The following is a 13,276-nucleotide window of genomic DNA, read 5'->3' as shown; positions in this document are numbered from 1 at the left end:
CCGACCCGGCTAGCCGGCGAACCGCTGCGCCAACGCCTTTCGGTCCAACTTGCCGATCCCGCGCCGCGGCAGGGCGTCGACCAGATGCAACTCGCGCGGCGCGGCCGTCACCTCCAGGACGGCCCCGACGTGCGCCCGCAACGCCTCCAGCGTCGGCGGCGTCGCGCCGGCCACCACCACGGCGACGGCCACCCGCTGCCCCAGCCGGTCGTCGGCGACCCCGAACACCGCACAGTCGGCCACCGCGGGATGCGTCACCAGCGCCGCCTCCACCGGCCCCGGCAGCACGGTCAGACCGCCGGTGCTGATCGCGTCGTCGGCGCGGCCCAGGATCGTCAGCACTCCCGCGTCGTCCACCCTGCCGATGTCGCTGGTGTGGAACCAGCCCGGCTCGGCGAACGGGTCCGGGTCGACCGGGTTGCGGTACCCGGACGCCAGCGTCGGCCCGCCGAGCGCCACCCGGTCGTCAGCACCGATCCGCACCCCGACCCCGGTCAGCGGCACCCCGTCGTAGACGCAGCCGCCTGTGGTCTCACTCATCCCGTAGGTGCGCACCACCCGGATGCCGGCGTCGGCGGCCGCCGCCAGCACCGGCTGCGGTGCCGGGCCGCCACCGAGCAGCACCGCGTCGAACCCGGCCAGCGCCGCGGTCGCCGCCGGCGACCCCAGTGCCTTGCCGAGTTGGGTGGCCACCAGCGAGGTGTAGCGCCGACCGGACCCGAGTTCGGCGACCGCGGAAGGCAATTCGTCGACGTCGAAGCCCGCCGAGACGTCCATTTCGACGGGGGTCGTCCCGGCCAGCACGCTGCGCACCAGTACCTGGACCCCGGCGATGTGGTGCGCCGGCAGCGCCAGCAGCCAGCGTCCCGGACCGCCGAGCCGCTCGGCGGTCGCGGCCGCACTGGCCCGCAGCGCGGTAGCGGTCAGCAGCGCGCCCTTGGGCGCCCCGGTGGTGCCCGACGTCGTCGCCACCAGCGCGACGTCGTCGTCGATCGGTTCCCCGGCCCGCAGTTCGGGTGGGGGAGCGGAGTGCTCCGGGATCGGCAGCAGTGCTGGGCCGTGCCCGCTGAGCGCCTCGGTCAGGGCCGGCAGCAGCGCGCTGACCGCGCCGCCCGCCGGGACGGGCAGTGCGCGCAGAACGGCTATGACGACTCCCCGGCGGGGATGTCCAGCGGCCAGCCCTTGGCGGCCAACCGCTCCCACACCCGCTCGACGTCCTCCTGCGCGGGCAACTCGTTGGTGAACCGGGCGATCAGCACCCCGATGTCGATGTGGTCGAACTCGCCGCGGCCCATCAGTTCCCGGGCCACCTCTTTGACCTCGTCGTGGGTGAGCCGCCGCGACAGCAGCGCCAGCAGTGGCACGTAGTCGGTCTGCGGGACGCCATCGGGGTATCCGGCGCGCAACCACGCGACGATCGAGCTGAGGAATCGGTTCACTCTGCGTCAACTTCCCGTGCCGACACCGGCGTCTGTACCGCTTGATACTACGTGCACCGCACGACTAGGCGAGTCCGAAGACGTCGTCCCAGCCACCCCAGTCGTCCCACTGCCAGCCGATGCGGTGCTCGATGAAGTCGCGGGCGATGAACAGGACACCGACGGCCACCAGCACCAGCAGCAGCAGAAAGATCAGCCAGCGCAACGTGACCAGATTGCCGCGCCTGCGCTCTGCCGGGCCGCCGTCGGCCGCGGCGCCGAGTCGCACCCCCACCGCGAACAGCGACGGGATGGCCGCGCCGATCAGCAACCCGAAGATCAGGATCTTCGCCGTGGCGACGTAGTCGAACCAGTATTTGAGGGTGCTCATGCGCCCGACGCCTCCGCGGCGCCGACGGGTTCGAGCCCGTCGGTCATGTGCTCGCCCCAGTCGGCGGTGACGTTGTTGTGGTCGACCGGCACCTTGCGCGACTCGCGCCAGATCAGCCCGGCCGCCGCCGCCAGCAGCGCGAAACCGCCCAGCACCCCGGCGTATCCGCCGAGCCGGTGCACCAGCGTGTAGCTCAGCGCGCCGATCGCACCGGCCAGCGGCAGCGTGATCAACCAGGCCATCGCCATCCGGCGGGCCACCCCCCAGCGCACCTCGGCGCCGGGCCGGCCCAGGCCGGCGCCGAGCACCGAGCCGGTGACGACCTGGGTGGTGGACAGCGTGTAGCCGAAATGGCTGGACATCAGGATGATCGCCGCCGACGACGACTCCGCGGCCATGCCCTGCCGGGATTCGATGTCGACCAGACCCTTGCCGAGGGTGCGGATCACCCGCCAGCCACCGGAGTAGGTGCCCGCCGCCATCGCCAGCGCGCAGCAGACGATCACCCACAATGGCGGCAGCACGTCGGTGGTCTTGGCCGCCCCGTAGGAGATCAGTGCGAGGAAGATCACGCCCATCGTCTTCTGGGCGTCGTTGGTGCCGTGCGCCAGCGCGATCAGGGCGGTGGTGCCGATCTGGCCGCGCCGGAACTCGCGGCGGGCGCGCTTCTCGTCGACCCGGCGGGTGAGGCGGTACACCAGTGCCGTGCCGACCGTGGCGACCAGCGTCGCCGCCAGCACCGCCACCACCGACGGCACCAGCACCTTCGACACCACCCCGCCCCAGCGCACACCGTGGGTGCCGACCGCGGCGATCATCGCGCCGACGACGCCGCCGATCAGGGCGTGCGACGAACTGGACGGGATCCCGAACAGCCAGGTCAGCAGGTTCCAGACGATGCCGCCGACCAGGCCGCCGAACATCACCTCCAGCGTCACCAGGTGGGTGACCACCAGGTCCTTGGCGATGGTGGCGGCCACCTGAGTGGACAGGAACGCGCCGACGAGGTTCAGCGAGGCACAGAGGGCCACCGCGGTTTTCGGTTTCAGCGCACCGCTGGCGATGGCGGTGGCGATCGCGTTACCGGTGTCGTGGAAGCCGTTGGTGAAGTCGAAGGCCAGTGCCGTGACGACGACGATGATCAGCAGCAGGAGCTCCACGGTCACCGTGCGGATTTTGGCAGCCGGGTGGGGGATTTGTCGAACCGGCCGGGTCGAAACCGGCGCTACTTGGGTTTGGCGCCCAGGATGTACCAGCCGACGTGGTGGGCGATGAAGTCGCGGGCGATGAACAGCACCCCGACGATGACCACGATCAGCACGAACGCGAAGATCGCCCAGCTCAACGCGATCAGCAGCGGCCGGCGGGGGGCGGCGGTGCCGTCAGCATTCGCGGTAAGGCCGTTGCCGACCGCGTGCACCCGCATCGCCACCGCGAACAGGGCCGGCAGGGCGGCCCCCACCAGTAATCCGTAGACCAGGATCTTGAGGGTGGCGACGTAGTTGAACCAGTGGCTCATGACCGAACGGCGTGGCGGGCGGGGACCAGATCCCGCGCGGCGACGGTCAGCGGCGGCAACTCCGGTGCGGCCTCCAGGGCGGCTTTCAGGGCCAGGTCGCCCACCGGCTCGCCGGTCGGGGCCGCCACCGAACCGGTCGGCAGTGCCCGGCTGTCGATGCCGCCGGTCAGGCTGCCTTCCCATTCGGCGTTGACGTTGCTGTGGTCGATGCGCACCGTGCGCGAGCGCAGCCAGATGCCCACCACCACAGCGGTCAGCAGCGTCACGCCGACGCCGATGCCGGGGTAGCCGCCGATGCCGTGCACCAGCCCGTAGGCGGCCGCGCCGACGCCGCCGGCCAGCGGCAGCGTCACCAGCCAGGCCGTCGCCATCCGGCCGGCCACACCCCAGCGCACCTCGGCGCCGGGCTTGCCGACCCCGCTGCCCAGCACCGAACCGGTGGCGACCTGGGTGGTGGACAGCGAGTAGCCGAAGTGGCTGGACAGCAGGATCACCGCGGCCGCAGCCGATTCGGCGGCCATGCCCTGCGGGGACTTGATCTCGACCAGGCCCTTGCCCAGGGTGCGGATGATCCGCCAGCCGCCGGTGTAGGTGCCCGCGGCCATCGCCAGCGCGCAGCAGACGATCACCCACAGCGGCGGCAGGGTGGCCGACGTGCTGACAGTGCCGTAGGACATCAGCGCCAGGAAGATGACGCCCATCGTCTTCTGGGCGTCGTTGGTGCCGTGCGCCAGGGACACCAGGGCGGCCGAGCCGATCTGGCCGCGCCGGAACATCTTCTCGGCGTGCTTGTCGTCGACGCCGCGGCTGATCCGGTAGACCAGCCAGGTTCCGGCGGACGCGATGACGGTGGCGATGACGGTGGCGACCACGGCGGGCACCAGCACCTTGGAGACCACGCCGCTCCAGTTCACCCCGTGCCCGCCGACCGCGGCGATCATCGCGCCGACGATGCCGCCGATCAGGGCGTGCGACGAGCTGGACGGGATGCCGAGCAGCCAGGTGAGCAGGTTCCAGACGATGCCGCCGACCAGGCCGGCGAAGACCAGCTCCAGGGTGACCAGGTGCGCGTCGACCAGACCCTTGGCGATGGTGGCCGCCACCGCGGTGGACAGGAACGCGCCGACCAGGTTCAGGCACGCGGACAGTGTCACCGCCGCTTTGGGCTTGAGTGCACCGCTGGCGATCGAGGTCGCCATCGCGTTGCCGGTGTCATGGAAGCCGTTGGTGAAGTCGAAGGCGAGCGCCGTGACCACCACGATGATCAGTAGGAACAGATCAAGGCTCACGGAGCATCACGGCACTGATTCTGACGGTCGGTGATGCGGTTGTCTAACGAACGGGTACCGGAAACGCCGGTGTACTTGGAGCCGTTGCCGATTGTTTGCCTGTTGTTAACCTTGCGACTCACGGCTGCTTGCCGGGTTTGTCCTGGCGGGTGTCCCGGCGCAGCGGATGCTCGGGCGGGATCTCCACGAAGATCAGCGTCACCCCGTCGGGGTCGGTGACATGCATCTCGATCAGCCCCCACGGTTCGCGACGGGCCGCCCGGGTGATCGGCACCCCGCGTCCCCGCAATTCGGTCTGGGTGGCCTCGATGTCGCGGACCTGCAGCCACAGCGCCCCGGGAAAGGGCGCGGTGCCGTGCTCGCCGGTGCTGAAACCCGCCAGTTCGATGAGGGATTGGCCGGCGTAGAACACCGTGCCGGCGCCGTAGTCGCGGGCGATCGCCAACCCCAGCTCGTCGCGGTAGAACCGCAGCGACCGCTGGTAGTCGGTGGGTCGGAACAGCACCCGGCTGGCCAGAATCTCCATCAGGCGTCCATCAATCCTCGACGGGCTCGATCCGGTTCCGCTTCACCAGCGCGGTGGCCCAGCCCGCGTTGAGGTTGTCCAGGGCGCGGAACGCCAGCGCCAGCCGCGGCGCGATGCGGATCGGGCGGTAGCGGGCCGCCTCGATCATCCACTCACCGGCCTCGGCGGGGGTGAGCGCCGGCTTGCCCTGGAACGCCTCGGTCGGCGCGATCATCGGGGTGGCCACCAGCGGGTAGTACAGCGTGGTGGACTGTACGCCGTCGCGGGCCCACTCGCTGTCGATGACCCGGCTCACCGCGCTCAGTGCGGATTTGGAGGCGTTGTACACGCCGAACAGCGGGGAGGAGTCGGTGAAGACGCCCCAGGTGGCGACGTTGATGATGTGGCCGTCGCCGCGCTTGAGCATCGCCGGGGCGAACCCGCGGATCAGCCGCAGCGGCGAGTAGTAGTTGAGCTGCATGGTCCGCTCCACGTCGTGCCAGCGGTCCAGGGATTCGGCCAGCGGCCGGCGGATGGAGCGGCCGGCGTTGTTGACCAGGATGTCCACCCCGCCGAACCGCTCGTCGACGTCCTTGACCAGGGCGTCGATGGCGTCCAGGTCCGACAGGTCGCAGGCGATGGCGTGCGCGGTGCCGCCGGCGGTGGTGATCCGCTCGACCAGCGCGTCCAGCTTCTCCTGGCGGCGGGCCACCGCGATCACGGTGGCGCCGGCCTTGCCGAACCGTTCGGCGCCGGCCTCCCCGATGCCCGACGACGCCCCGGTCACCAGCACCCGCTTGCCGGTCAGGTCGATCGGCTTGGCGCCGGGCCGGTGCATCAGCTGCGCGGCGACCGGGGGACGCATGGTCGCGAGCGTGAACTGGTCGGACAGGCGGCGCAGCGGGTTCTTACTCATGGTTAGCCAGTCTATGCGGGGGCCCGTTGGTCGAGATCGACGCTGGCGCGCGGGGTTCTTCGCACTTTCCCACGCTGCCGTCGATCTCGGCGCTTTAGAAGTAGCGCGGGAACGGCGTCCAGTCCGGGTCGCGCTTCTCCAGGAACGCATCCCGGCCCTCGACCGCCTCGTCGGTCATGTACGCCAGTCGGGTGGCCTCGCCGGCGAACAGCTGCTGGCCCACCAGGCCGTCGTCGAGCAGGTTGAATGCGAACTTCAACATCCGTTGCGCCTGAGGGGATTTGCCGTTGATCTCTTTCGCCCACTGCACGCCGACGGTCTCCAGCTCGGCGTGGTCGACGACCTCGTTGACCGCACCCATGTGGTGCATCTGCTCGGCGGTGTAGGGCCGGCCCAGGAAGAAGACCTCGCGGGCGAACTTCTGGCCGACCTGCCGCGCCAGGTAGGCGCTGCCGTAGCCGCCGTCGAAGCTGCCGACGTCGGCGTCGGTCTGCTTGAACCTGGCGTGCTCGCGGCTGGCCAACGTCAGGTCGCACACCACGTGCAGGCTGTGCCCACCGCCGGCCGCCCAGCCGTTGACCAGGCAGATGACCACCTTCGGCATGAACCGGATCAGCCGCTGCACCTCCAGGATGTGCAGCCGCCCGGCGCGCGCCGCATCAACGGTGTCCGCGGTGTCTCCACTGGCGTACTGGTAGCCGCTGCGGCCGCGGATGCGCTGGTCACCGCCGGAGCAGAACGCCCAGCCGCCGTCCTTGGGGGCGGGTCCGTTGCCGGTGAGCAGCACCACGCCGACGTCGGGGGACATCCGGGCGTGGTCGAGGGCCCGGTAGAGCTCATCGACGGTGTGCGGGCGGAACGCGTTGCGCACCTCCGGCCGGTTGAACGCGATCCGCACCGTGGCGTCGGTGACGTGGCGGTGGTAGGTGATGTCGGTCAGGTCGGCGAAGCCGTCCACCGGCCGCCAGATACTCGGGTCGAAGGGATTGCTCAACACGTCTCCTCGTTGACTCTGCGCTCACGGCGCTGATCTGGGCCGAATCACCGCCCTCAGCGCAGAGTCAACCGTACGCGGGAGGCTCCCGGTCACGATCGCGGCCGACGGCCCGCCACGACAGGGCGACTCCCGCTAGAGTCAGGCAAGGTTGGCCTAATCCGGGGGGGCTTAGGTCGTAGTGCCGGGGGGATGTCGTGGGCGCTGTACTGGGGGTATCGCTGTCGGCGGGGCACGGGGGCGTGGTCGTTCTCGACGGCGTCGGGGCCGATGCGCGGACGGTGATCCGCGACTCGGTCGCGGTGTTCGCGTCCGAGATGGATGCTGTTGCGACCGCCGTGGCACAGGCCGCGCGTACCGCCGCCAGCCGGGGTTACCCGGTGCAGGCGGTTGGGCTGACCTGCACGGTCGACGTCGAACGGTGCGCGGTGGACCTGGCGTCGCGGTTGGCCGATTCCGGTATCGCAGAGATCGAGTTGGTCGATCCGGTCGACGCTACGGCGGCGCTCGCCGAGGTGATCGCCGCAAGCAGACGCTCTCAGTGCGCGACCGTCAGCCTGCTGGCCGGGGATGCGACCATCGCGGCGTTCGCCGATGGCCGAGGCGGTGTGCATCGGCCCGCCGTCACCCTCCACCACGGCGACGCGACCTTGGCAACGCTGAACGAACTCGTCGCCGACCGGCGAGCGGATGCGGTGTTCGTGATGGTCCCGCGCGCCCTTGCCGTCGATGGCTTCGCCGAACGGCTTGAGCGTGCCCTCGCGCCGCGGATGGCGGAGGTGCTCGATGCCGAGCTGGGATTGGCCCGCGGGGCGGCGCTCGCGGCGGGACAGTCGGCCCGCGGCGGCGACGGTGCCGCCGATCAGTCGACTGTTCCTGTGCAACAACGACTTCACCGCACCCACGCGCTGCTATTCGGTTTGGCGGCCGCGACGCTGCTGGTCGCAGCGGTGACGGTCGCACTGGTCCGTGCCGGCACCGCACACAATGCGGCCGAGCAGACTCCCCGGGCCGCATCCCCGTCTTCCGCTGTGGCGCCTCCGGTTTCGGCAGCGGAGAATGCCTCGACTGTCCGGCCGCCGGTGTCGGCGCCGGAGCCGGCCGAACCGCAGGTCGCTGAAGCCGGTGAGGTGCGGCTCCAAACGATGGCGGAGCCGCTTGCCGAGTCGGCCCCCGTCCCGGACGCGCCGCCTGTCGGCGCTCCGCCGCCGGCGCCCGTTGAGGAACCGGCGGCGTCGCCGATCCAGGACGCGATTGCATTCGTCGAACAGGCTCTCGGAATAGATGTCGACAACGACGGGCTGATCGGTGGCCGCGCGGCAACGCCGGCGCCGAATTCCGAACACGCCCCGTGAGACTCCCACCGCCTGGCGCGCCGCACCGCGGCCCGGCACGATGGACCGATGCCGCCCGTCCCGCCGCCGGATGACGTCCTCGACCGCCTGCACGTGGTGGCGCTGCCGATGCGGGTGCGCTTCCGTGGCATCACCGTTCGGGAGGTGGCGCTGATCGACGGCCCGGCCGGCTGGGGCGAGTTCGGCGCGTTCGGTGAATATGGCGCCCCGGAGGCCGCGCACTGGCTGGCGTCGGCGCTGGAGTCGGCCTACCGCGAACCGCCGGAAACCAGCAGGGACCGCATCGCGATCAACGCCACGGTGCCGGCCGTCGCCGCCGCACAGGTGCCCGAGGTGCTGGCGAGGTTCCCCGGCGCGACGACCGCCAAGGTCAAGGTCGCCGAACCCGGGCAGGCGCTGGCTGAGGACATCGCCCGGGTCGAGGCGGTGCGTGACCTCGTCCCCACGGTGCGTGTCGACGCCAACGGCGGCTGGACGGTGGAAGAAGCGGTGCACGCGGCGCAGGCGCTGGGGGAGCTGGAATACCTGGAGCAGCCCTGCAAGACCGTGGAAGAGCTGGCCGAGCTGCGCCGGCGCATCGACACCCCGATCGCCGCCGACGAATCCATCCGCAAGGCCGACGACCCGTTCACCGTCGCCCGCCTGCACGCCGCCGACATCGCCGTGCTGAAAGTCGCACCGCTGGGCGGGATTTCGGCGCTGCTTTCCATCGCCGAAAAGATCGGGATGCCGGTGGTGGTCTCCAGCGCGATCGACTCCGCGGTCGGCATCGCCGCCGGGCTGCGGGCCGCCGCCGCGCTGCCACAACTGGAGCACGCCTGCGGGCTGGGCACCGGATCGCTGTTCGTCGACGACGTCGTCGCACCTGTGCAGCCGCAGGACGGCTACCTGCCGGTGCAGCCGGCCACCCCCGACCCGGCCCGGCTCGCCACACTGGCCGCCGCCCCGCACCGCCGCCAGTGGTGGATCGACCGGATCCGGGCCTGCTACCCGCTGCTGCCGCGGTAGCTCACACGCTGGGCAGTTGCGCGTCGATCCCGTTCGCGATCGTGACCGCCTCGTCGCCGACGCCGACCTTGCAGGCCAGCACGTCGATCGCCACGTTGTTGGTGACCTGCAGCGCCCGCTGGCACCCCCACCCGTCGCTGTCGCCCTGCTGCTGGGTCATCCACAGCGTGGTGTCGACCTCGGAGACCTCGTCGAACGCCCACGGCGTCTCGCTGGCACCGTCCTTGGTGGTGGTGGTGAAGCTGCGCCCGCCGCACGGTTTCCACAGCTGCGCGGCCTGGTCGTAGAACGCGCGCGCCGCGTCGCGGGATCCGAACGCCACCGCGGCCTGGATCACCACGTGGTCCGGTTGCCCGTCGGCCTCCCACAGGCTCTGGGCGAACATCGCCGTCCACCCGGACCGCTCGTACACCGACTGCTCGGCCGGCATCCACGCCACCAGGCAGTCCCGGTCCGGGAACTGTTTGGTGGCGTCGAACATCTGGGACCGGGAATCCTGGACCACCAGGCTGAGGGTCCCCATGATGTCGGCGACCGTGGAACTGTCCAGCAGCGCGTCGGGGAGTTGTGCGGCGGCGACCGGCCGCGGGCCGTCGTGGTCGGCGGGCACCGGCACCCCCGCGATCCGCACCGAGCAGCCGCTCACCACCGCGCAGGCCAGCAGCAGCGCTGAACCCACCCTGGCGGCCCGTCGTCGCATCACCGTCCCTCGCGTCGTGACCCTGACACCATAGGACGGGGCCGTCGCGCGGATCACATCCCCCGGGCGTCCCGCCGCTTCGGTTCCGCGCGGCGCTCGCGTAGGTTCTCAACACGTGACCACCCTCGCGTACGACGACCGCAATTTCGACGGCGAGCCGGTCCTGTTCATCGCCGGGCGCGGCGGAGCCGGTCGCGGCTGGCATCTGCACCAGGTGCGTGATTTCCAGATCGCCCGGTACCGCCCGATCACCTTCGACAACCGCGGCATCGGCGCCACCGAGAACGCCACCGGTTTCACCACCGAAACCATGGTCGCCGACACCGCGCAGCTGATCGAATCCCTCGACATCGCCCCGGTCCGGCTGGTCGCGGTGTCGATGGGCGCGTTCATCGCCCAGGAGTTGATGCTGGCCCGCCCGGAGCTGGTGAAGTCCGCGGTGCTGATGGCGACCCGCGGCCGGCACGACCGGGCCCGCGACTTCTTCTATCAGGCCGAGGTGAAGCTCGCCGAGTCCGGCGTCGAACTGCCCGTCGAGTACGAGGCGAAAATGCGTCTGCTGGAAAGCTTCTCACCGAAGACGCTGAGCGACGACGCGGCCATCAAGGACTGGATCGCGATGTTCACCATGTGGCCGGTGAAGTCCACCCCGGGCCTGCGCTGCCAGCTCGACGCCGCGCCGCTGACCAACCGGCTGCCGGCCTACGCCAACATCACCCAACCGGTGCTGGTGATCGGGTTCGGCGACGACGTCGTCACCCCGGCGCACCTGAGCCGCGAGGTCGCCGACGCGATCCCCGGCGCCCGATACCTGGAGATCCCCGACGCCGGTCACCTCGGGTTCATCGAGAAACCCGACGACGTCAACAAGGCCGCACTGGAGTTCCTGACCGAGATCGACGGCAAGAAGTACCGGTGGACACCGCCGCCACCCGGCGGCTTCTGATGACATTTAGCCTGTACCGGTGAGCAATCCCTCGACGGCGCAGGCCCGGATCGTCGTCGACGAACTGATCCGCGGCGGCGTCCGCGACGTCGTGCTGTGCCCGGGCTCCCGCAACGCCCCGCTGGCGTTCGCACTGGCCGACGCCGACAGGACGGGCCGGTTGCGGCTGCATGTGCGCATCGACGAGCGCACCGCCGGCTACCTGGCGATCGGACTGGCGGTCGGGGCCGACGCCCCGGTGTGCATCGCGATGACGTCGGGCACCGCGGTGGCCAACCTGGGCCCGGCGGTGGTGGAGGCCAACTACGCGCGGGTGCCGCTGATCGTGCTGAGCGCCAACCGGCCCTACGAACTGCTGGGCACCGGCGCCAACCAGACCATGGAGCAGCTCGGCTACTTCGGCACCCAGGTGCGGGCCACGATCAGCCTGGGGCTGGCGGAGGACGACCCGGCCCGGTTGGACGCGCTGAACGCCACCTGGCGCTCGGCGGTCTGTCGAGTGTTGGCCGCCGCCACCGGATCTCGCACCGCCAACGCCGGCCCGGTGCAGTTCGACATCCCGCTGCGGGAACCGCTGGTGCCCGAGGCGGACGACGCCGGCGGCTATCCACCCGGCCGGCCCGGCGGGGTGCCGTGGACCTACACCCCGCCGGTCAGCTTCGATCAGCCGCTGGACGTCGACCTGACCCCGGACACCGTGGTGATCGCCGGGCACGGCGCCGGGGTGCACCCGAACCTGGCGGCGCTGCCCACCGTCGCCGAGCCGACCGCACCACTGCCGGCCACGCCGCTGCACCCGCTGGCGCTGCCGCTGCTGCGCCCGGCTCAGGTGCTGATGCTCGGCCGGCCGACCCTGCACCGCAGCGTCTCGACGCTGCTGGCCGACGGCAGCGTGCCGGTGTACGCGCTGACCACCGGGCCGCGCTGGCCGGACGTGTCGGGTAACTCCGAGGCCACCGGCACCCGGGCGATCACCACCGGTGCGCCGAACCCGGCGTGGCTGCGCCGCTGCGCCGAACTCAACGCCGCGGCGCTGGCCGCGGTGCACGGCCAGCTGGCGGCGCACCCGAGCACCACCGGGCTGCACGTCGCCGCCGCGGTGTCCGCGGCGCTGCGCCCCGGCGACCAACTGGTGCTGGGCGCCTCCAACCCGGTGCGCGACGTCGCGCTGGCGGGCCTCGGCGGCGCGCGCGGGGCCGATAACGTCGTGGTGCGGTCCAACCGCGGGGTCTCCGGCATCGACGGCACGGTGTCCACCGCGATCGGTGCGGCGCTGGCTTTTGAAAGGGCGCAGCGCGGGTCCGATTCCGCCCGCACCGTCGCGCTGATCGGCGACCTGACGTTCGTCCACGACAGCTCCGGGCTGCTGATCGGGCCCACCGAACCGAGGCCGCGCAACCTGACGATCGTGGTCTCCAACGACAACGGCGGCGGCATCTTCGAACTGCTGGAGCAGGGCGACCCGCGATTCTCGGACGTGTCGTCGCGGATCTTCGGCACCCCGCACGACGTCGACATCGCCGCGCTGTGCGGTGCCCACCGGGTGGACTTCCAGCAGGTCGACTGCGACGCGCTGCCGGCCGCGCTGGCCGAACCCGCCGACGGCATGCGGGTGATCGAGGTCAAGGCGGACCGGTCCTCACTGCGCGCGCTGCATGCGGCGATCAAGGCGGCCCTGTGAAGTTAGCCCGGCTGGTGGCGACGTCGAAGGAGTTGTGCCACACCCTGATTCACGGCGGCAACGGCACACCGCCGGACAGCCGGGCTGGTCGGGCGCTGCGTTTCAGCCGGATCGGCGTGCTGATCTTCGTCGCGATGGTGACGCTGCAGTCGGTGCTGCTGGTCGCCGGCGCCTGGCGCAACGACATCGCGATCGAAGGCAACATGGGCGTGGCCGAGGCGGAGGTGCTCAGTGCCGGGCCGCGCCGGTCCACGATCGAGTTCGTCACCCCGGACCGGGTGACCTACCGGCCGGAGCTCGGGGTGCTGTATCCGTCCGAATTGGCCACGGGCATGCGGATTTACGTCGAATACGACAAGTCCGACCCGGATCTGGTCCGGGTGCAGCACCGTACCGCGGCGCTGGCGATCATCCCGGCCGGGTCGATCGCGGTGCTGGCCTGGCTGATCGGCGGGGCCGCGCTGGCCGGGTTGGCCGTCGTCGACAGACGGTGGGGGAGTCGCTAGCAGCGGATCTTTTGCCGGAAACATAATCGTTTGTTAGGCTCCGGCGAA

At 71.0% G+C, this 13,276-nt stretch carries 15 protein-coding genes; 5 read left to right on the top strand and 10 right to left on the bottom strand.

Annotation, left to right across the window (positions count from 1 at the left end):
- Window positions 1–9 precede the first annotated feature (9 nt).
- The 9 genes from menE to KIH27_RS12430 all read right to left on the bottom strand — a co-directional run bounded on the left by menE (window position 10) and on the right by KIH27_RS12430 (window position 7,035).
- Complete coding sequence (menE, locus tag KIH27_RS12470; protein ID WP_250150041.1) at window positions 10–1,095, bottom strand: o-succinylbenzoate--CoA ligase; 1,086 nt, start codon at window positions 1,093–1,095, stop codon at window positions 10–12.
- 47 nt (window positions 1,096–1,142) lie between these two features.
- Entirely contained in the window at window positions 1,143–1,439 is a 297-nt protein-coding gene (locus tag KIH27_RS12465) for a DUF3349 domain-containing protein (protein ID WP_214093260.1), read from the bottom strand.
- A gap of 64 nt (window positions 1,440–1,503) precedes the next feature.
- On the bottom strand, window positions 1,504–1,809 hold the full coding sequence (locus KIH27_RS12460) for a hypothetical protein (protein ID WP_214093259.1): 306 nt from the start codon (window positions 1,807–1,809) through the stop codon (window positions 1,504–1,506).
- Window positions 1,806–2,975: an inorganic phosphate transporter gene (locus KIH27_RS12455; protein WP_214093258.1), complete on the bottom strand. Its 1,170-nt coding sequence runs from the start codon at window positions 2,973–2,975 to the stop codon at window positions 1,806–1,808. The genes KIH27_RS12460 and KIH27_RS12455 overlap by 4 nt, the downstream gene beginning before the upstream one ends.
- 59 nt (window positions 2,976–3,034) lie before the next feature.
- Window positions 3,035–3,328 carry a hypothetical protein gene (locus KIH27_RS12450; protein ID WP_214093257.1) on the bottom strand — a complete coding sequence of 98 codons (294 nt, stop codon included), beginning with the start codon at window positions 3,326–3,328 and terminating at the stop codon, window positions 3,035–3,037.
- Window positions 3,325–4,617, bottom strand: coding sequence for an inorganic phosphate transporter (locus KIH27_RS12445; RefSeq protein WP_214093256.1), 1,293 nt, complete (start codon window positions 4,615–4,617; stop codon window positions 3,325–3,327). Before KIH27_RS12445 ends, KIH27_RS12450 begins: the two co-directional genes overlap by 4 nt.
- A 118-nt stretch (window positions 4,618–4,735) precedes the next feature.
- Window positions 4,736–5,143 (bottom strand): VOC family protein, encoded by a 408-nt coding sequence (locus KIH27_RS12440; RefSeq protein ID WP_214093255.1) that lies wholly within the window; start codon window positions 5,141–5,143, stop codon window positions 4,736–4,738.
- 10 nt (window positions 5,144–5,153) lie between these two features.
- Window positions 5,154–6,038 (bottom strand): SDR family oxidoreductase, encoded by an 885-nt coding sequence (locus KIH27_RS12435; protein WP_214093254.1) that lies wholly within the window; start codon window positions 6,036–6,038, stop codon window positions 5,154–5,156.
- Window positions 6,039–6,132: 94 nt separating this feature from the next.
- Window positions 6,133–7,035, bottom strand: a complete 903-nt coding sequence (locus KIH27_RS12430; protein WP_214093253.1) for a 1,4-dihydroxy-2-naphthoyl-CoA synthase — start codon at window positions 7,033–7,035, stop codon at window positions 6,133–6,135.
- Window positions 7,036–7,229: 194 nt separating this feature from the next.
- Between KIH27_RS12430 and KIH27_RS12425 the strand changes: the two genes are divergently transcribed.
- On the top strand, window positions 7,230–8,387 hold the full coding sequence (locus tag KIH27_RS12425; protein WP_214093252.1) for a DUF7159 family protein: 1,158 nt from the start codon (window positions 7,230–7,232) through the stop codon (window positions 8,385–8,387).
- Window positions 8,388–8,435: 48 nt separating this feature from the next.
- A complete protein-coding gene (locus KIH27_RS12420; RefSeq protein WP_214093251.1) occupies window positions 8,436–9,395 on the top strand; it encodes an o-succinylbenzoate synthase in 960 nt (319 codons plus the stop codon).
- Window position 9,396: 1 nt separating this feature from the next.
- Here KIH27_RS12420 and KIH27_RS12415 read toward each other — a convergent pair whose 3' ends face one another.
- Complete coding sequence (locus KIH27_RS12415) at window positions 9,397–10,095, bottom strand: sensor domain-containing protein (RefSeq protein ID WP_250150021.1); 699 nt, start codon at window positions 10,093–10,095, stop codon at window positions 9,397–9,399.
- A 115-nt stretch (window positions 10,096–10,210) separates the two neighbouring features.
- Between KIH27_RS12415 and KIH27_RS12410 the strand changes: the two genes are divergently transcribed.
- Genes KIH27_RS12410 through KIH27_RS12400 form a run of 3 tightly spaced genes read left to right on the top strand, consistent with a single transcriptional unit; the run spans window position 10,211 to window position 13,228 of the window.
- Window positions 10,211–11,041, top strand: coding sequence for an alpha/beta fold hydrolase (locus tag KIH27_RS12410; protein WP_214093250.1), 831 nt, complete (start codon window positions 10,211–10,213; stop codon window positions 11,039–11,041).
- Window positions 11,042–11,060: 19 nt separating this feature from the next.
- Entirely contained in the window at window positions 11,061–12,722 is a 1,662-nt protein-coding gene (gene menD, locus KIH27_RS12405; protein WP_214093249.1) for a 2-succinyl-5-enolpyruvyl-6-hydroxy-3-cyclohexene-1-carboxylic-acid synthase, read from the top strand.
- Between the two features lie 14 nt (window positions 12,723–12,736).
- Window positions 12,737–13,228, top strand: coding sequence for a DUF3592 domain-containing protein (locus KIH27_RS12400; RefSeq protein WP_214093285.1), 492 nt, complete (start codon window positions 12,737–12,739; stop codon window positions 13,226–13,228).
- Window positions 13,229–13,276: the final 48 nt, after the last annotated feature.

Origin of the sequence: Mycolicibacter acidiphilus (genome assembly GCF_018455725.1) — a bacterium.
GTDB classification, from domain to species: domain Bacteria; phylum Actinomycetota; class Actinomycetes; order Mycobacteriales; family Mycobacteriaceae; genus Mycobacterium; species Mycobacterium acidiphilum.
The sequence above is the reverse complement of the archived record's forward strand: the minus strand, read 5'-3'. Positions and strand labels throughout refer to the sequence as shown.